Source organism: Shewanella sp. SNU WT4, from assembly GCF_006494715.1.
Lineage (GTDB): Bacteria > Pseudomonadota > Gammaproteobacteria > Enterobacterales > Shewanellaceae > Shewanella.
The window spans coordinates 3857966-3878210 of the sequence record NZ_CP041151.1; the positions used below are offsets into that span (position 1 = coordinate 3857966).

At 47.8% G+C, this 20245-nt stretch carries 13 protein-coding genes and 1 riboswitch; of the genes, 10 read left to right on the forward strand and 3 right to left on the reverse strand.

Features of this window, described 5'->3' with window-relative positions:
• Positions 1 to 36: 36 nt before the first annotated feature.
• A complete protein-coding gene (locus FJQ87_RS17360; protein ID WP_168195223.1) occupies positions 37 to 1752 on the reverse strand; it encodes a response regulator in 1716 nt (571 codons plus the stop codon).
• A 37-nt stretch (positions 1753 to 1789) separates the two neighbouring features.
• Positions 1790 to 3145 (reverse strand): sodium:alanine symporter family protein, encoded by a 1356-nt coding sequence (locus FJQ87_RS17365; protein ID WP_140933706.1) that lies wholly within the window; start codon positions 3143 to 3145, stop codon positions 1790 to 1792.
• Between the two features lie 147 nt (positions 3146 to 3292).
• A riboswitch (glycine riboswitch) is annotated at positions 3293 to 3436 on the reverse strand.
• A gap of 307 nt (positions 3437 to 3743) precedes the next feature.
• Here FJQ87_RS17365 and FJQ87_RS17370 point away from each other — a divergent pair.
• From FJQ87_RS17370 to FJQ87_RS17380, 3 genes are read left to right on the forward strand one after another with little or no spacing between them, the layout of a single operon-like run.
• Positions 3744 to 4511 (forward strand): ABC transporter ATP-binding protein, encoded by a 768-nt coding sequence (locus FJQ87_RS17370; RefSeq protein ID WP_240778773.1) that lies wholly within the window; start codon positions 3744 to 3746, stop codon positions 4509 to 4511.
• A 3-nt stretch (positions 4512 to 4514) separates the two neighbouring features.
• The gene (locus tag FJQ87_RS17375) at positions 4515 to 7214 is read left to right on the forward strand and encodes an ABC transporter permease (RefSeq protein WP_140933708.1); all 2700 of its coding nucleotides are present in this window, start codon (positions 4515 to 4517) and stop codon (positions 7212 to 7214) included.
• A complete protein-coding gene (locus tag FJQ87_RS17380; protein ID WP_140933709.1) occupies positions 7214 to 8353 on the forward strand; it encodes a lipocalin-like domain-containing protein in 1140 nt (379 codons plus the stop codon). Before FJQ87_RS17375 ends, FJQ87_RS17380 begins: the two co-directional genes overlap by 1 nt.
• On the opposite strand, the gene FJQ87_RS17385 is transcribed toward FJQ87_RS17380, so the two are convergent.
• Positions 8350 to 9522, reverse strand: coding sequence for a TDT family transporter (locus FJQ87_RS17385; RefSeq protein WP_140933710.1), 1173 nt, complete (start codon positions 9520 to 9522; stop codon positions 8350 to 8352). The two genes, FJQ87_RS17380 and FJQ87_RS17385, sit on opposite strands and share 4 nt — an antisense overlap.
• A gap of 942 nt (positions 9523 to 10464) precedes the next feature.
• Between FJQ87_RS17385 and aspA the strand changes: the two genes are divergently transcribed.
• From aspA to napA, 7 genes are all read left to right on the forward strand, one after another.
• Complete coding sequence (gene aspA / locus FJQ87_RS17390) at positions 10465 to 11901, forward strand: aspartate ammonia-lyase (RefSeq protein WP_140933711.1); 1437 nt, start codon at positions 10465 to 10467, stop codon at positions 11899 to 11901.
• 127 nt (positions 11902 to 12028) lie between these two features.
• On the forward strand, positions 12029 to 13330 hold the full coding sequence (locus FJQ87_RS17395) for an anaerobic C4-dicarboxylate transporter (RefSeq protein WP_140933712.1): 1302 nt from the start codon (positions 12029 to 12031) through the stop codon (positions 13328 to 13330).
• A 140-nt stretch (positions 13331 to 13470) separates the two neighbouring features.
• Positions 13471 to 14196: a fumarate reductase cytochrome b subunit gene (locus FJQ87_RS17400; protein ID WP_140933713.1), complete on the forward strand. Its 726-nt coding sequence runs from the start codon at positions 13471 to 13473 to the stop codon at positions 14194 to 14196.
• An 82-nt stretch (positions 14197 to 14278) separates the two neighbouring features.
• Complete coding sequence (locus FJQ87_RS17405) at positions 14279 to 16288, forward strand: fumarate reductase flavoprotein subunit (protein WP_140933714.1); 2010 nt, start codon at positions 14279 to 14281, stop codon at positions 16286 to 16288.
• Positions 16285 to 17010, forward strand: a complete 726-nt coding sequence (locus tag FJQ87_RS17410) for a fumarate reductase iron-sulfur subunit (RefSeq protein WP_140933715.1) — start codon at positions 16285 to 16287, stop codon at positions 17008 to 17010. Before FJQ87_RS17405 ends, FJQ87_RS17410 begins: the two co-directional genes overlap by 4 nt.
• Positions 17011 to 17478: 468 nt before the next feature.
• A complete protein-coding gene (locus FJQ87_RS17415) occupies positions 17479 to 17748 on the forward strand; it encodes a chaperone NapD (RefSeq protein ID WP_140933716.1) in 270 nt (89 codons plus the stop codon).
• A complete protein-coding gene (gene napA, locus FJQ87_RS17420; RefSeq protein WP_140933717.1) occupies positions 17745 to 20234 on the forward strand; it encodes a nitrate reductase catalytic subunit NapA in 2490 nt (829 codons plus the stop codon). Before FJQ87_RS17415 ends, napA begins: the two co-directional genes overlap by 4 nt.
• The last annotated feature ends 11 nt before the right edge of the window (positions 20235 to 20245 follow it).

Consider the following 20245-nt stretch of genomic DNA (forward strand, 5'->3'; position numbering starts at 1 on the left):
GTGGCGATTCTAAGCATAGAGTCACCTACTTATCATCTACTTAGGCTTACTCATAAGCGGTTGTAATTCTTGCAGCGCCTTATCAAACTCAAAATTACTGATTAATCCAAACACTGACTGATAATCTGCCAAATGCTCATGTCGGCAAGCTTGCAACTGCGCCACTAAAGTGACTGCGGCGGCGTCTGATTGCTGCAAAAACACTTGCAGCTTTAGCAGGCACTGGTGCAACTGCAAATCACTAATCGACTCCCCAAGCTCATTGAGATGCTGCAATTCTCGCCACGAATTAATGGCCGCGATGATGTCCATTAATAAGCTCAGCATGGACTCACTTGACCACTCTTTGCCTTGATTAATAATATCGCCCGCTTCAGTGGCTAAATGCGACAAGCGATCGCTGCCTAAGCTTGCGGCTACACCTTTGAGCGTGTGCAGCAAACGCGCTAAGGTTTGCCAATCACCAGCGCCATAAGCTTCTGGAATTTGAGTTAATAATTGTGGCTGGCCGGTTGCAAAGCGCACCAATAAATCGGCGTAGAGTTCACCATCAAAATTGAGCCGCGCCAAGGCCTTATGACAATCCAGCGCGGCGTGCGCTGGCCACACGCCTTTATCAATGTCAGCAACACTTTGCGCTTCCTCGCAGTCTATTCCAAATTGATGCAGCACTTGCTTTAGGTAGCAAAAATCAAATGGCTTAGGCAGTACGGCATTAAAACCTATGTTTAAGTAACCTTGCACATGGCTGTCGGTATGATTAGCAGAAAGCGCAATCACAGCTAAGTGTTGCCATTTAGGTTGAGCGCGCAGCCGCTTTAAGGCTGTTACTCCATCCATGACTGGCATTTGAATATCCATTAACACCAGTTTGACGCGATGTTCTGCCAAATATTGTAGTGCTTCCAAGCCATTTTCAGCAATCGCCGGTAACGGCAGTTGTAAGCGCTCAAACATAGCCATGACGAGTTGTCGATTAAGACCGTGATCATCAACCAGCAATATAGGTAAATCCTGATCGGCTTGAGGGATAATGCCGGTGCCACCACCGTCGCGTGGACGCTCGCAATTAAGTTCAAATTGAAAGCCAAATTCGCCCTCAAAAGATAATAATCGCAGTTGACCACCGAGCACGCCAGCAAGCTTCTTCGCCAGCGATAGGCCCGATGACATATCGAAGATTTTTTCTAACTGACTTAAATTACCATTGCCACCCCAATGGCTTGGAATGATTTCCACCTGCAAATTGACTTGATTAATATCCGCCATCGACCTGGCTCTACACACGGGTGTGCCGCCTTGCTTAGCCACAAAATGCAGTAAACAGCTCAGCAAACGCTGCAACTTAGTGCCATCCGTCACTATCTTGCCGCATTGCGGCCAATCAAAAATCAACTGTTGTAGATCTCGACCCCACAACCGCCACTGTTCTTCTAGCCCTTGTTTTAAGCCCAGAATATACAAGGCTTGGCTGTCGAGAGTGAATTTTTGACTATCAAGTTCCGCCAGCATAAGTAAGTTATTAATTTGCCACTCAAGTTGGTGATTGGCTAAATTGATGGCTTCTAATTCGGTGCGATTTTGCGGTTCAAGCGAGCTTTGCAGGCACAACTGCGTCATGCCATTGATAGTATGCATGGGCGATTTTAAATCGTCATTGAGTGATGCCAGCCATAACCGCATTTGGCCCAGTAAGGGCGCACTATTGTCGGCCGGTGCAGGCACCGGCGCTGAGGGGGGAAGTGGGCGCAATTATGTCCTCCATTACAATATTGTCGCCACAGGAAGCTTAACTTGTCGCTAATCCAGTAGCTGATTTTAATTGTTTAAAGTAGTCATAGGTTTCAGCCAAAATAACTTGTCTTAAACCGATAATGGCAATCAAGTTAGGTATCGCCATCAAGCCATTGACTGTATCTGCCAGTAACCAAATTAAATCCAATTTGATAAAGGCGCCACCAGCAATCAAGGTCAGAAATATCAGCTGATAGACTCGGCTTCCACGACCTTTAGTTAAATAATGCCAGCAGCGCTCACCATAATAATTCCAGCCCAAAATAGTGGTAAAAGCAAAACACACTAGGGCTATGGTAACTAAGTATTGACCAATAATTGCATTTCCGCCTGTGGCAAATGCCGCGCTAGTCATAGCCGCGCCCGAAGCGTCGCCATTCCACACCCCAGTGATAATCAATACTAAGCCCGTCATAGTGCAGATAATGATGGTATCGAAAAAGGTACCCGTCATGCTGACTAGGCCTTGCTCGGCAGGTGAGTTGGTTTTGGCCGCTGCCGCTGCAATCGGCGCACTACCTAGCCCTGACTCGTTAGAAAACACGCCGCGGGCAATACCAATTTGAATGGCCTGCGCTACGCCTGCACCTAAAAAGCCGCCAGCGGCTGACATAGGGGTAAATGCCGCGTGCAGCACTAACTCTAATGCTGGAATAATTTGATCGTAAAAGCTCACCAAAATCCAGCCACAAGCAAGTAAATAGCCTGTTGCCATGGCTGGCACTAAGCGCTGCGCCACCGCGGAAATGCGGCTCACACCGCCAAGCACCACTAAGGCCACCACACTGGTCAACACCACGGAGGTCATTTCATGAGGGATTTTAAAGGCGATATCTAAGGCATCACTAATGGCATTTACTTGGGCAAAGGTACCTATACCAAAAAAGGCGACCCCAACCCCAAATACCGCAAAGGTTTTAGCCAGCCAAGGCAGGCCGAGTCCTTTTTCTATGTAGTACATAGGGCCACCAGCAATGCGGCCATTGCTATCAACTGTGCGGTATTTTACGGCGAGCAGACATTCGGCGTACTTGGTTGCCATGCCAAAAAAGGCAGCTAACCACATCCAAAATAAGGCCCCTGGTCCACCAATTTTAATGGCGGTGGCCACACCTACAATATTACCTGTACCTATGGTGGCAGATAACGCAGTGCATAACGCGGCAAATGGGCTGATATCTCCCTTACCTTGAGATGGTTTAAACAATAAACCTAAGGCCATAGGCAAACGAAATACCTGCAGAAAACCTAAACGTAACGTCAGGTAAACACCGGTACCAACCAGTAAAATTAGGGTAGCAGGCCCCCAGACAAGGGCGTTAATGTGGGCAATAACATCGTGCAAATTCATACAAATCCTCAGTTTACAAAACAACCTAAGTAATAAACGAGGAGGAAAAGAAATGGCTGGCAAATCCGCCCAATAAATAGGCAGATGCAGTTTAGACCGAGAGCAAAAGACCAAAGTCCCGCCACTAGGCAAACAGGCAAAGCAGTCACCCTCTCCTCTGTCCTTTTGCCTGAGCGTTTCACTGAAACAAGCTCACATCATCTCGATAGTCATCAAGATAAGTTAACCTTATTCCAGCTTGCGCCTTCGGCGCTGGCGTTAAGCTATGCCAGTCTCTCCAGAGGCTCGTCCAGTAACAGTCCACGCCTTGCGGCACCTGAAAGAGTGCTTCTTTACCTGCTGCGTTGTCGCAGTGGCAAGAAGTTGCCTCGTCGGTGTGGGGTCAATTCCCCACTCTCCTGCTACCTTCATCCGAACGGATAGTCGCCTAAGCGACAAGGTGAGAATAGTGCCGCGTTTGCCCCCTAATGACAAGCAAGAATGCAGCCGCGCAAAACCTGTCGATCAAAAATCGAACAGCTCTCACAAAATAATTAGTTGGCGCATAAAAATCATTCAGTTATCTTATCAGAGAATGCTCTCAACACAGGAAGTGGTCGTGGCTGAACTTGTGATAGTCGATAGTGTCAGTAAGGGCTTTAATGATGGTGCGGATTATCATGGCGTCTTAAATAATGTCAGCTTGAGCTTAGCTCAAGGGGAAACTGTGGCGCTCACGGGCCCCAGTGGTAGCGGAAAAAGTACCTTACTTAATTTAATGGCTGGCTTTGAATTTGCTGATAGCGGTCAGCTGTTTTTAGACGGTGAATCCACCTTGCATTGGAAAGATGCACGCTGGAGCGATTTTCGCCGCCGCCACCTTGGCGTGGTGTTTCAGCAATTTAACTTACTCACCCCCCTTAACGTCAAAGATAACATTGCCTTTCCCCTGCACTTACTTGGTCAAGAATGGACCCCTTGGTGCGATCATCTCCTCAATAAACTTGAACTCACCAATCTTAGTCATCGCAGCGTAGAGCAACTGTCTGGCGGCCAGCAACAGCGTGTTGCCGTCGCGCGCGCCCTAGCCCATCAACCTAAGTTGTTACTGGCCGATGAGCCCACCGGTAATCTTGATAGACAAGTAGGTTTGCAAGTCATTGAGCTACTGCGAGAACTTGCCGCTGAAGCTGGCAGCTCCATTTTAATGGTGACGCATTCCATGGAGTGCGCCAGCTTTATGCAGCGCCATTGGCAATTAAGAGAAGGCAAACTCTTGGAATTACCCCAAGTTGAATTACCTCAAGTTGCATTGCCTCAAGTTGAAATACTGCAGCACTTAAGCTCAGAGCCTAACGCCTACCCGACTCAAGTGCTCAAGGCCTAAATCATGAACGTCATGCTTATCACGAAAGAGTCGCTCACCCTAAGCTTGATGAGCCTTAAGGTGTTTCTGGCCCATTATCGCCATAAACCGCTGCAAGCGGGCTCGATTTTGCTCGGCATTATTTTAGCGGTCACTTTACTCATAGGCGTTAAAGCCACCAATGAAAATGCGGTGCGCAGCTACAGCGAAGCCACAGAACTCTTAAGTCGCCAAGCCACAGCGTATATCTTGCCACCAAGCTCGACGGGCACTTTAGATGAGTCGCAATATTTTGTGTTGCGACAAGCAGGTTTACCCGTGCTTGCGGTATTAGACGGCCAAGTTTTAGATGACCAAGGGCAGCGCTGGCAGATTAATGGCAGCGACATCATAGCTGCCACCGCACTATTAAGAAGCGCAAAATTAAGAAGCGCAAAAGCCAGCCCCCAAGAGAGTTCAGCATCAGCCAACAGCCATATTGATAAACAGCAAGATGCCATGCCGGACTTGCCTTTAGGGCGCTTATTGCAAGGGCAAATGCTCGCCATGGTTAGCCAAAGTCTGGCTGACAGGTTAACGGCCAAGGGAGTCAATCAACCAAGAGACAGTGCTACTGGCAATAAAACCACTAACAAAACTAGCAATAACTCAGCCTCATTGGTGCTGGCAGGCCAAACCATCAGCTTACAACCTTTGCCTGATAGCGCGGGGCTTGGCCACAATATCTTGCTAGATATTGGCGTGGCGCAGCAGCTATTAAATTTACCGGGGCGGCTTAGCTATATAGCAGTGATGACTGACGACCCACTGATGCTCGCGCAGGTCGAGCGCTTACTGCGTGCAGGTAACAGCTTAAAAATGGGCGACCAAGGCGAGGCATTAACTGAGCTTACCGCCAGTTTTCACCTTAATTTACAAGCCATGGCCATGCTGGCATTTGTGGTCGGTTTATTTATTGCCTATAACGGCATTCGCTATAGCCTAATGAAGCGCCAACGCTTATTGCTTAAATTGCTACAAGCTGGGGTCACGCGCCAAACCTTAATGCTGGCATTGCTGCTAGAACTGTTACTACTTGTGCTCGTTGGCGCGAGCCTTGGATTTGTTTTAGGGCTGCAACTGAGCCAATGGTTGCAACCTATGGTGGCCATGACATTGGAGCAACTCTATGGCGCTCGTTTGCTGCCAGGTTATTGGCAACTTGCTTGGTTAGGTGAAGCCATAGCGCTAACTTTAGCTGCGGCAATACTTGCCTGCATTCCTTTATACCGCGCGCTCACAACGCAATCATTAGCCCGCGCTGGCACTCAATATACTCAAAGCCTTATTCAGTATCGCAGCCACAAACTGCAATTTATAACGGCTTGCATCTTAATGTCTGGCGCAGCGGCGCTCATCCCTTTCAGCACAGATTATCGCTACAGCTTAGCGCTCCTTGGCGTGCTGACGTTAGCTATGCCCTTGCTATTACCTCAGCTGATGTTATGGCTAGTTAATTTACTGGAGAAATTTGCGCCAAAAGGGCTAGTTCAGTATTTATTGGCCGAAACCCGTGAGCTAACAGCGCCGCTCGCCCTTGCCATGATGGCGCTGCTACTGGCGCTAAGCGCTAATGTCTCGATGAATACTTTGGTTGGCAGCTTTGAACAAACCTTAAAATCTTGGATGGATAATCGCCTCCATGCAGATTTATATATACGCCCGAACCCTGATGACACAGATAAGATTGAGCAGTGGCTGCGCCAAACCAAAGGCATTAATAGTGTATCTATTCAATGGGAAGGCTTTAGCCATATAAGCCTCTCTCATCAAAGCGATATTCAAGGCGATATTCAAAGTGAAGGCTCATTAACTCAAAATGGCGCCGCGCTTGCATTGCCGCGCCATAGAGTCATGCTGTTAGCCCGCGATGATGAGGCTATGCAGGCAACGGTATCTATCAAAGCGGCGAGCGCAACACACTGGGAAGAACTGCTCCAAGGTCAAAGCCTAATGCTAAGCGAGCCCTTGGCATTAAGGCATAACATCAAGGTTGGCGATCGCCTGCAATTAGGTGCTACTGAACACTTGTTCCCCGAGGGTCTAACCGTCAGCGCTATTTATTATGACTATGGCAAACCCTTAGGCGAAGTGATGATAAGTGAAGGCCTATGGCAAAAGGCAGGGCTATCCAATAAGCAGCGCAACTTTGCCGTGAACTGGCAAGGCGATATCGAGCAATTGCAATTACAGTTGCAACAGCAAGGCATAGCTAGCGCCATGATGTACAGCCAAGGCAAGATAAAAACCGAAGCGATTAAACTGTTTAAACGCACTTTTTCTATTACCGTCGTACTTAACAGCTTGACCTTAATCGTTGCCGCCATTGGTCTCTTTAGTGCCAGCATGATGCTCATGCAAAACCGCCAAGCGCCACTGGCGCGCCTCTACGCCTTAGGTGTGCCTCGCCCGCAACTGTTTGCCATGGTGAGCATACAAATGCTGCTAATGGTATTAATGACTTGCCTCTTGGCATTGCCGGCAGGCGCCATCCTTGGCTGGTTACTCATACATAAAGTCACCCTGCAAGCGTTTGGCTGGAGCATAGTCATGGTGTGGGATTGGTGGGCCTATGTGCAGGTGAGCCTACTGGCGTTATTGGCCTGCGCCACTGCCGTCGCGATTCCGTTAATCCGCCAAACCCGCCGACCATTAATCAGTAGCTTGCAGCAGGAGGTGCTCTAATGCTTAAGAGACTGATCTTTAGCGCGCTACTGTTAACCACAGCCTGCGAACCAATAGATAATCTAAGTGACATAAGTAATCCAGAAAGTAACAGCATGGGTAAGTTTATGGGTTCAGGTGCTCACGACCCAAATGAAGCAAGCTATGCCAAGGTATTGCCGCAAACTCCTATTGTTTTTCCAGAAGATCATCAAGCGCATAATGATTATCGTATTGAGTGGTGGTATCTCACTGCTAACCTGACTACCGAGCAAGGCGAAAGCTTAGGGCTACAATGGACGCAGTTTCGAGTCGCGACAGCCACAAGCCCAGCGCCAGAGCGCGAAAGTGTTAATGCTCCCAGCCCCAATGCTTGGGCGACTGAGCAGCTATACCTAGCCCATAGCGCTGTCACTACCCAAAAGCAGCATCTTGCCAGTGAACGTTGGTCCCGCGGCCACCCCCAATTAGCAGGGGTGGCTAGCTCGCCGCTACGCGTATTTATTGATGATTGGCAGTGGCGTAGCGCTAGCAATGACTTGTTCCCCGCCACACTTAATGGTCGCGATGAAGCCTTTAGCTATCAACTGCAACTAAACAGCCAAGCGCCCTATCAACTGCAAGGCACTAATGGCTATAGCATTAAAAGCGCCGATGGCACTGTTGCCTCGCACTATTACAGCCAGCCGTTTATTGATGTTAGTGGTGAAGTGACTATTGAAGGCAAAGTGGTGCCAGTGACAGGTCAAGCTTGGCTTGATAGAGAGTGGAGCTCGCAGTTTTTAACCCAAGGCCAGCAAGGCTGGGACTGGTTTGCACTGCGCTTAAATCAAGATACAGCGCTAATGCTATTTCAGCTACGAGGTGATGGCAGTGAGCAAGCTCACTTTTATGCCGGCCGCTTAATGCACCGCGACGGTCAAGGCGAAAGTTTGACATCAAGTGACATAAAAGTCACAGCGCTAGAAACCCATGACATAGATGGCAAAACCATACCCGTAGCATGGCAAGTCGAAGTCGCGAAACATCAGATTGATGTCACTGTCAGTGCGCTCAACACTAACGCCTTAATGCCATTATCGATTCGCTATTGGGAAGGACCGGTCACTCTTACCGGCACTCACCAAGGCGTTGGCTATATGGAGCTCACAGGTTATTAAAAGGCGCTAGAACTTAGACTTGGACTTAGGAGTTCTGAGTGATTTAGTCGGCTTAGGCGCATTTTTTGCGCCTTAATCGCAGGCGCCGCCGTCGGCACCAGTAAAATCCGCCCATGCTTTAAGCCACGAATGGTGCCAAGCGTGGCAATCAACCAAGCACACAATAAGCCAATAAATAAGGCCACTGCGCCCCAAGTGAACATATCAAGGCCAGTGTAGTGCGCCAATTGCGTCGTTCCCGTCACGCAAGTGCCCACAGGAAAGGTAAATGCCCACCAAGTTAAGGCAAACGGCATGTTGCGATAGATTGATCGCAGCGTCAGCAGCGCCGCTATCATGGACCAAAACACAGCAAACCCCCACACAGGCACGCCATAGAGTAACGCCATGGTATGAAAACTAACGCTTAATGGCGCCGGCAAGACCTGCATAGCAACCACACCTAAACTGCCTATGGCCGTGATGGACTGACCAAGTGGCCCCAAGACTATCCATAAGGTTGGCACGCGGGCGCTACCAGAAGAACCTGAGTGAGCTAAGCGGCTCCAAATTAAGGTGATAATAATAAGAGATGCCAGCAAACTTAAGCCAAACAAGGCGTAGCAGCCATAGAGCAAGCTTTGCTGCAGCGCTAAACTACTCGCATGGGGAATTAACAAGGCGCCTATCGTGGCCGACACCATAGGCGGCACCACAGGCATTAACCAGCCGCCAGAGGCCGCATCCTGTTGCATTTCATAACGGGTAAAGTGCAAATAAGGAATGACAATCGCGGTCAACACGCCTGCGATAGTGCCAAGTGACCATAGCACCCAGGCAATATTAATAGCGATATTTGGCGGCAACACGTGATGCCCAACCAGCACAGCGCCGCCAGCCACAGTTAACATAGCCATGGGCGGCGCGCCAAAAAACTGCGCCATCACGCCATCATTAAATTGGCGACGCAATACATGGGGGCGAGCTATGGCTTGAGTCACTTTAAGCACAAGTAATAGCACTAGCATTAGCGCGGCGATGACCCATACCACGATGGCAAAACCTTGGAGTCTTTCACCAAATAACGGTAATCCCACCGCTGCATTGGCAATAATGCCAGTGCCCATGACAGAGGCAAACCAGTTGGGCCCGATTTCTTTGCTGTACTGAGCAACGTGAGGAGTTGGCATAAATATCTCAGCGAATTAGCACTAAGTTTTTGGTTAGTTAAACTGTCGATGGCCAAGACTTAAATGCCAGCGCATAACGGCGAGTCCAAGATTGATGGTTTTGATTAACAGCCGTCGGCTCATTGCTTAAAATACCAATGTTGACCTTGAGGTTAATGAGTCACTCACGGAAGTTGATTGCATTAAATATAAAAAACTCATAAATAAAACTTATCCGAATGAATAAAATGCAGTCTGCGCCAGGTAAATTATCACTTTCAACAATTAGCGTTGGCTAACTCAATTAATTTTTTATTAATACCTTTTTCAAATTAACTTTATGCCATTGCGGCATAAACCATAATTTAACCATTAATATAGTGCCAAACATAAGTCACAGCTAATTTACGCATTGGCAATTTATTTTAATTAGCCATTTTTTGCTGTCACTTATTGTCATAAATAATTTTTAAAGCAGATCACCTTAGCAGTTAATTATGCTAACTAATAATGTTTAAGGCACGCAAATCAGAGGATAACGCTAAATTAACGAATAAGAAGTACTGAAGGTGACTTAAATTTAATGAAAAAATAACTAAAACCGCAAGTAATCGCCTAGATATTCGGTGAAATTAGCCTTAACACGCGGATTAAACCATTTTTCAGGCAATAGATAGCACTATCACTTAAGGATTAGTCATTATTAAGTAACGGCTCACATTAGCCGCGAAGTTGCGAGCTTTATCTAACAAATACAACAAACAACCAATTAAGCCTAGTTAAGTGATCATGCTCGACATTCTGTTATTCCAATCAAGGTAAGCTTGTTTTGCGTTGCTAAGGAGACACTCTCCTTCATAAATTCGATGAGTAATTTAAGTGTTGTTCTGAATTAAGTAACACTTCCCGACACTCAATATTCGGATAAGCATTTTACTATTAACCTGATTTAATAGGATTGAAATGAAAGATACTAATAGCGTACGGTTAGAAGAAGACTTATTGGGCACCAAAGAAGTATCCAATCAGTGTTATTACGGCATTCACACCCTGCGTGCCATCGAGAACTTTAAGCTCAGTCATCAAAAAATTTCGGATGTTCCTGAATTAGTCCGCGGTATGGTTATCACTAAAAAAGCGGCCGCCATGGCCAATAGTGAATTAGGCGCAATAAGCCAAGAAGTTGCCGATAAGATTATTGCGGCATGCGATTTAATTTTAACGACTGGCAAATTTATTGATCAATTCCCTGTCGATGTTTATCAAGGCGGCGCTGGTACTTCAGTCAATATGAACACCAATGAAGTGGTTGCCAACGTAGCGCTTGAGCTCATGGGTCTTGAAAAAGGCCGTTACGATGTGATTAACCCTAACGATCATGTCAATAAGAGCCAGTCTACCAACGACGCTTACCCAACGGGTTTCCGTATTGCCGTCATCAATAGTACCGATCTGTTGCTTGAAACTTTGTCTGATCTCATCGATGCCTTCGATGCTAAAGCCAAAGAATTCAAAATTGTATTAAAGATGGGCCGCACCCAGCTGCAAGATGCTGTGCCTATGACCTTAGGCCAAGAGTTCCATGCCTTTGCCGTGACTCTGCGCGAAGAAATTAAGTCTATCAAGCTGTGCCAAGGCTTGTTATTGGAAGTGAACTTAGGCGCAACCGCTATTGGTACCGGTCTTAACACGCCATTAGGCTACTCAAGCTTAGCCATTCAGCGTCTGGCTGAAATCACTGGCCGCGCTTATGTGCCTGCCGATGACTTAATTGAAGCGACCTCAGATTGCGGCGCTTACGTCATGCTGCACAGTGCCATTAAGCGCATGGCAGTTAAAATGTCGAAGATTTGTAACGATTTACGCTTACTGTCATCTGGTCCACGCACCGGCCTTAAAGAGATTAATCTGCCAGAACTGCAAGCCGGTTCATCCATCATGCCAGCCAAGGTTAATCCTGTGATCCCAGAGGTTGTCAATCAAGTGGCCTTTAAGATTGTTGGCAATGACATCACTATCACTATGGCGGCAGAAGCCGGTCAATTACAGCTTAACGTGATGGAGCCTGTGATTGGTCAGGCCATGTTTGAGTCGTTAAGTTTACTGGGCAATGCGTGTGTATCGCTGCGCGAGAAATGCGTCTCTGGCATTACCGCCAACCCAGAAATCTGCATGAGCCATGTGATGAACTCTATCGGCATTGTGACTTATCTGAACCCAATTTTAGGTCATCATGAAGGCGATATTATTGGCAAGATTTGCGCTCAAACCGGCAAGAATGTGCGTGAAGTCGTGCTAGAGCGCGGCCTATTAACCGCCGAAGAACTTGATGAGATTTTGTCAGTTGAAAACCTCATGAATCCTAAATATCAGGCCAAGCGCAAGTTAAGCAAAGCGTAACTCTTGATGACTCGGGCTGAGATAACTCTCAGCCCACCACTTAAAGCAACGGATGAACAAACCAGAGAGACCTTAGCAGGCATTCGAAACTGCTCAAGGATAAAAACAACAAAAAAGAGCTAAAATCATGATAATACTAGAATTAGTCGTGCTATTCGGCGCGATTTTCCTCGGAGCTCGCATGGGCAGCATGGGCATAGGCTTTGCTGGCGGTGTAGGCGTTCTTATTTTAACTATGGGCTTAGGCTTAACCCCAGGCTCAATTCCTATCGATGTAATCCTTATCATCATGGCGGTAATTACTGCCATTGCTGCTATGCAAGTCTCTGGCGGTATGGACTATTTAGTAGCACAAGCTGAAAAATTATTGCGTCGTCACCCAAAGCAAATCACCTTTTTAGCGCCTGTGGTCACCTATTTTATGACCCTGTTCGCAGGTACTGGTCACACAGCATTTTCGACCTTACCCGTGATTGCTGAAGTGGCTAAAGAGCAAGGCATTCGTCCATCACGCCCATTATCAATTGCTGTGGTTGCATCGCAAATTGCGATTACTGCCTCACCGATTTCAGCGGCAGTAGTATTTTTCTCTGGCATCTTAGATCCACTTGGCGTTGATTATTTAGTGCTGCTGGCTATCTGTATTCCATCAACCTTTATCGCTTGTATGGTCGGCGCTGTCGTTGCCAATTTAATGGGTAAGGAACTGGCTGACGATCCTATCTATCAAGATCGTTTAGCTAAAGGCTTAGTGAAAATCCGCGGCAAAACTAAAGTGGAAATCCAGCCTTGCGCCAAGCGTTCAGTGCTCATTTTCTTAGTGGCGATTGCCACCGTTATGGCTTACGCCACTGCGATTTCTGACATGGTTGGCTTAATCTCTAACCCTGTGCTGCCACGTGACTCAGCCATTATGGTGATCATGCTGACGGCCGCTGCCGCCATCACCATTTTCTGCCGCGTAGATGCTGGTGAAATCTCTAACGCCGCCACCTTTAAATCAGGCATGTCTGCTTGTGTGTGCGTATTAGGTGTAGCTTGGTTAGGCGATACCTTCGTATCTAATCATATCAACGAAATTAAAGAGTTATCAGGCAGCTTACTGGAAACCCAACCTTGGATGTTATCCGTTGCCTTATTCTTTGCTTCTATGCTGCTCTACTCACAAGGCGCCACCACCAAAGCCTTAATGCCTGCGGCATTAGCTATCGGTGTTAGCCCATTAACGGCCATTGCTTCATTTGCTGCCGTTAGCGCCCTGTTCGTATTACCAACTTACCCAACCTTGTTAGCAGCGGTTGAGATGGACGATACCGGTTCAACCCGTATTGGTAAGGCAGTATTTAACCATCCGTTCCTCATCCCAGGTGTTATCACTATTGCAACCAGCGTGGCCTTAGGCTTCGTATTTGGCGGCATGATGTTATAGCGCCATATTGTGACCTGCTATCAAGGGGTCAAGCGAGCCGTCAACCCATGCAAGCATGATGACGGCTTAACTCAACCAGGAAAAACTTGGGTCTAGGGGCGGCGATTAACTCCTAGTCCAAGCCAGTAAAAGGTGAATTGATGTCAACCAAAAACCGAGTCCCTACCGCGATTAATGGCGGGCCATTTGGCCAAGCATGGTCGGCGAAAGCCGATGGTTTACAGAGTCTAACCGGTATTATTCTGGGCGCTTTCTTGTTAGTGCACATGCATTTTGAGGCGAGCATTTTATTAGGTAAAGATGCCTTCTATCACGTAGTGCAACTACTTGAAGGCGGCATGTTTACTGAAAGTGGTCATGGTATCCCTGTAGTGACTCAAATATTTTCTGTGGTGATTTTAGCCATAGTGTTAATTCACGCGGCCTTTGCTTTACGCCGCTTTCCCGTCCAAATTGGTCAATGGCGCGCGCTGCGTGGCTTTATGGTCAACATTAAACATGGTGACACCCGCATTTGGTTTTGGCAGATGGTGACCGGCTTCTTGCTGTTTTTCTTAGTGTCAGTGCATCTTGGAACCATGATTTTAAACCCAGAAATTGGCCCACATCTGTCGGCTGAGCGCGTCTATCACGACAACGCTTGGTTACTGTATGTGCTGCTATTACCCATAGTACTTATCCACGGTTTATTTGGTTTATACCGAGTGATAGTGAAATGGGGTCTCAGTAGTAACCGTACGTTAGTGCGTAATATCGCTAAGGTGCTGCTGGTCTATTTATTGTGCTTAGGTTCACTCAGTCTTATCACTTATATCTCCATTGGCAGTGAGTTAACTCAGCCAGTGGCACCTTATTCCCCTAAGTGAAGTAGTAGCTACAGCCATTAGTCGCTACCAAGCGATGATAGATTAATAAAAAGCTATCTAAATTATTAGATAAGGATTTGATTTGAAAATCATTTATACAGACTCATTAGTAGTTGGTGCCGGTTTAGCTGGCCTACGAGTTGCTATCGCCACCAAGGAGCGCGGCCTTGACACCTTAGTGTTATCGTTAATTCCCGCTAAGCGCTCACATTCAGCCGCCGCGCAAGGCGGCATGCAGGCCAGCCTTGGCAATACTGTCAAGGGCATGGGCGATAACGAAGACGTGCATTTTCACGATACCGTAAAGGGTTCTGACTGGGGCTGCGATCAAGACGTAGCTCGAATGTTTGCCCACTGCGCGCCTAAAGCCATTCGCGAATTAACTCACTGGGGCGTGCCTTGGTCACGGATTTCCGCCGGCCCACGCGAAGTGATCATGAACGCCCAAAAGGTCACACTGAATGAAGCGGAAGAAGCCCATGGCTTAATCAATGCCCGCGACTTTGGTGGCACCAAAAAATGGCGTACTTGTTATACCGCCGATGGCACAGGTCACTCATTACTGTACGCGGTAGATAACCAAGCAATTTCCATGGGCGTCCCAGTGCATGAGCGCATTGAAGCCTTATCGCTTATTCATGACGGCAAGCGCTGCCATGGCGTAATTGCCCGCTGCTTAATCACAGGTGAGCTGCGTGCCTATGTGGCCAAATCTACCACTATCGCCACTGGCGGTTATGGCAAGATTTATGAAATCTCCACCAACGCCACTATTTGTGAAGGCATAGGCCAAGCCTTAGCGCTCGATACCGGTGTTGCCACCTTAGGCAACATGGAGGCGGTGCAATTCCACCCTACTGCCATTGTGCCAGCAGGCATTTTAACCACTGAAGGTTGCCGCGGTGATGGCGGTATTTTGCGGGATAAAGACGGTTATCGCTTTATGCCTGAGTACGAGCCTGAAAAGAAAGAGCTTGCCTCACGGGACGTAGTATCACGGCGCATGACAGAACATATGCGTAAAGGCAAAGGCGTTGATAGCCCGTATGGCCCGCATTTATGGCTAGATATCACCTTGCTTGGCCGCGATCATATTGAAAATAACCTGCGTGAAGTAAAAGAGATTTGCGAGTACTTCTTAGGTATCGACCCTTGTAAAGACTGGATCCCAGTGCGCCCAACCCAGCATTATTCTATGGGCGGTGTGCGCACTAACGCCACCGGTGAAAGTCCGCAGCTAAAAGGCTTGTTTAGCGTTGGCGAAGCGGCTTGTTGGGACATGCACGGCTTTAACCGTTTAGGCGGTAATTCGGTGGCAGAAACTGTGGTGGGCGGCATGATTATCGGCAAATACGTGGCTGATTTTTGTGAGCAAAACCATTTAGAAATCGATACTAAGCTGATTGAACAGTTTGGCACTCAGCTGAAAAGCGAAATCGACCAACTGGTCGATGGCAATGGCGAAGAAAACCCATTCAAGATTAAGCATGAAATGCAGCGTATCATGATGAATTATGTGGGTATTTTCCGTAATGGCCCAGAGCTTGAAAAAGCTGTAACTGAGCTTAAAGCCTTATTAGTACGCGCTAAGAATCTTGGTCTCACCTGTAAAAAACGCCACGCCAACCCTGAACTGGTAGAAGCGCTGCGCGTCACTCGTATGCTACGCGTAGCCCTAACCGTTGCTTGCGGCGCAGCTGCCCGCACTGAAAGCCGCGGCGCCCATTCACGGGAAGATTATCCGCAGCGTAACGATAGAGATTGGCTCAACCGCACTTTGGCCACTTGGCCAGATGCCAACGCCTTAGAGCCAGTACTGCATTATGAAGCCTTAGATGTAATGAAAATGGAATTGCCACCTGGATATCGCGGTTATGGCAACGACAATACTATCCCTCATCCTGACACTGAAAAGCGCCAGCAAGCTATCAAAGAAGTGCTTGCAGACTTAGGTGACGATGCCGATAGATATGCCGTGCAACGGGCATTAATGCCTTTTGACTTGCCAAGCCATTTGCAAGCGCCGAACGAGCGCTTAACCGATACCTTAACCACAATTCCATCTCAACCGGCAGGAAATAACCCATTATGAGCCGTCAAATTAATATCAACATCTTCCGTTACGATCCGTTAGATAGCCAAGATAAGCCGAAGATGCAGCGTTATCAGATCACTGAAACGCCAGGCATGACAGTGTTCATCGCCTTAAATCAACTGCGCGAGCATCAAGACCCATCGCTGCAATTTGATTTTGTTTGCCGCGCCGGTATTTGTGGCAGCTGCGCTATGGTGATTAACGGTTTGCCGACACTGGCGTGTCGCACCTTAACCGCCAATTATCCTGATGGCGAAATCATCTTAATGCCACTGCCAGGCTTTGAATTGATTGGTGATTTATCGGTAAATACCGGTAAGTTTATGCGCGAAATCGCCGAGCGTTTGCAGCTGTGGCTGCATCCTAAGCCTGAAGATCAAGATATCCATAGATTGGAAGATCCTATGGCTCCAGAAGAAGCGGCGCGGATTTATGAGCTTGAGCGCTGCGTTGAATGTGGCGTGTGCGTATCTGCCTGCGCCACTAAGCAAATGCGCGATACCTTTGTCGGCGCCGTTGGCCTGATGAAAATCGCTCGCTTTGAAATGGATAGCCGCGATAGCCGCACCGCTGATGATTTCTACCATGTGATTGGTAATCAAGATGGCGTATTTGGTTGCATGACCTTGCTGGGCTGCCAAGATAACTGCCCGAAAGATTTACCGCACATGCAGCAAATTGCTTATCTGCGCCGCAAAATGGCCTCAACTATTCTTTAATGGCAGAGCTTAAGAGTCTTCACTCTTAATGCCGCTATTAACATTAATAAACACACTAAAGGTCACCCCTGACTTTTAGTGTGTTTTTATTTAAGCTGGTACTCGAAAGCTCCATTCCAGAGCCAAGTGTTACACTTAGGCGCCCTAGCATATCCCTAGCATAGCCCTCGCCAACAAGGCATAAAACCCCGCCAGCATAACTATCAAATGAGCTTATAAATTGGCCGCTAAATAAGTGTTCAAGCACTTAGCTAAATGCTATAAATCAAGCCGCAAAAATTAGCTAATTCAGCGTTAAGATTGATATTTTTGATGGCGATCACACCCAAAAACATGATCACAATCAAGAAACATTTCTATTACCTCTGATTAGGTATATCGCTGCGCTTTAGCAGGCATACACTTAACTCATTCTTTCTCGCAGCTTAATTATTAAGCGCTGAGATTGCCTATTTTCGAGGATTGCCAATGTCAGGCGAATACCATATTACCAGCTTAGTCGTGCACGCCAGTGTCAATGAACTGGCCGAATTACAACGACAAATCAGTGCGCTTGAAGGCGCTGAGTTGCATGCCACTTCCCCTGAGGGCAAGTTAATTGTGACGCTAGAGGCCAATCGGCAAGGGCTGATTTTAGATAATGTGGAAATCATCAACTCCCTGCCCGGCGTCCTGTCTAGCAGTTTGATATATCACCAGGTCGATAACCTGGAACAACCAAGTGAGATCACACCATGAGCATCAGTCGTCGCGAGTTTATAAAAGCCAATGCCGCCGTTGCCGCAGCTACCGCTGTCGGAGTGAGCCTGCCAATCCGTATGGTTGAGGCCGCCGAGCAAAACAATGACATCAGCTGGGATAAAGCCCCGTGCCGCTTTTGCGGTGTCGGTTGTAGCGTATTAGTGGGTACCCGTGAGGGTAAAGTTGTGGCCACCAAAGGTGACCCAGAAAGCCCAGTAAACCGCGGGCTGAACTGTATCAAAGGCTATTTCTTATCAAAAATCATGTATGGCAAGGACCGTTTAACGACGCCGTTACTGCGCATGAAAGATGGCCAATACCATAAAGAAGGTGAGTTTACGCCAGTGAGCTGGGATACCGCCTTTGATGTTATGGCACAAAACTGGAAGCACACCTTAGCCACTAAAGGCCCGACTGCCATTGGTATGTTTGGTTCAGGCCAATGGACGGTTTGGGAAGGCTATGCCGCCGCTAAACTGCACAAAGCAGGCTTTCGTACCAACAACATAGACCCCAATGCTCGTCACTGCATGGCATCGGCGGTAGTGGGCTTTATGCGTACCTTTGGTATGGATGAGCCTATGGGTTGTTATGACGACTTAGAAGCCGCTGACCACTTTGTATTGTGGGGCGCTAACATGGCCGAAATGCACCCAGTATTGTGGGCGCGTTTATCGGATCGCCGCCTGAGCAATCCTAATGGCAAGGTACATGTACTTTCAACCTTCACTAACCGCAGCTTTGACTTGGCCGATAACGCCATGGTGTTTAAGCCGCAATCTGACTTAGTGATCCTCAACTATATTGCCAACTACATCATAGTAAACGGCGCAGTTAACAAAGACTTCGTTAACAAGCACACTAAGTTTGCCTTAGGCGTCGATGATATTGGTTATGGCCTGCGCCCTGAGCATCCATTAGAGCAAAAAGCCAAAAATCCAGGCGATGGTGGCTCAAGTGCCATCAGCTTTGCTGAATACGCTGAATTCTTAAAGCCATACACGGCCGATTACGCCTCACAAATGAGTGGCGTACCGATTGAACAGTTAGAGCAAATGGCTCAAGCCTATGCTGACCCAAGCATTAAGATCATGAGTCTGTGGACCATGGGGATTAACCAGCATACTCGCGGCGTATGGGCTAACAACATGTTGTATAACATACACTTGTTGACCGGCAAGATTGCCACCCCAGGTAACAGCCCATTCTCACTGACAGGTCAACCATCCGCTTGCGGTACTGCCCGTGAAGTAGGTACCTTTGCTCACCGCCTGCCAGCTGACATGGTTGTGACCAACGACAAGCACAGAGAAATTTGTGAGAAAGCCTGGCAAGTGCCAAGCGGCACTATTCCTGCTAAACCTGGATATCATGCCGTACTGCAAAGCCGTATGCTCAAAGACGGTAAGCTTAATTGTTACTGGACCATGTGTACCAATAACATGCAGGCTGGCCCGAACATTAACGATGAAATTTACCCAGGTTTCCGTAACCCAGAAAACTTTATCGTAGTGTCAGATCCATACCCAACCATTACCGCTATGAGTGCTGACTTGATTCTGCCAACCGCTATGTGGGTTGAGAAAGAAGGCGCCTACGGTAACGCTGAGCGTCGCACTCATATGTGGCACCAGCAAGTTAATGCCCCAACTGGCGCTAAGTCAGACTTGTGGCAATTAATGGAATTTTCCAAGCGCTTTACTGTGGCTGAAGTGTGGCCAGCTGAACTGATTGCTAAGCAGCCAGAACTTGCCACTAAGACTCTGTATGACATCATCTTCAAAAACGGCGTGATTGATAAATTCCCACAAAGTGATTGCAAGTCAAAGCTTAACGATGAAAGTGACTACTTTGGCTACTACGTTCAAAAAGGCTTATTCGAAGAATATGCTGCCTTTGGCCGTGGCCATGGCCATGATTTAGCGAACTTTGACGCTTACCACGAAAGCCGCGGGATGCGCTGGCCAGTGGTTAACGGTAAAGAGACTCTGCGCCGTTATGTCGAAGGTTCAGATCCCTATGTTAAACCAGGTGAAGGCTTTAACTTCTACGGTAAGCCAGATGGTAAAGCAGTGATTTTCGCCCTGCCATATGAGCCTGCTGCTGAAGAGCCAAACAGTGAATACAACTTGTGGATGAGTACTGGCCGCGTACTTGAACATTGGCACACAGGTTCAATGACGGCCCGCGTCCCTGAACTGCACCGCGCTTACCCTGACGCCCAAATCTTTATGCACCCACAAGATGCTAAAGATCGCGGTCTGCAGCGCGGCGATGAAGTAATGGTGGCCTCGCCTCGCGGTGAAGTGCGTACCCGCGTTGAGACCAAAGGCCGTAACAAGCCACCACAAGGCGTAGTCTTCATGCCGTTCTTTGATGCGCGTCAGTTAGTCAACAAGTTAATCCTTGATGCCACCGACCCGTTATCAAAAGAAACCGACTATAAAAAGTGCCCGGTAAAAGTCACTAAAATCACTGCGTAATCTCAGTGTAA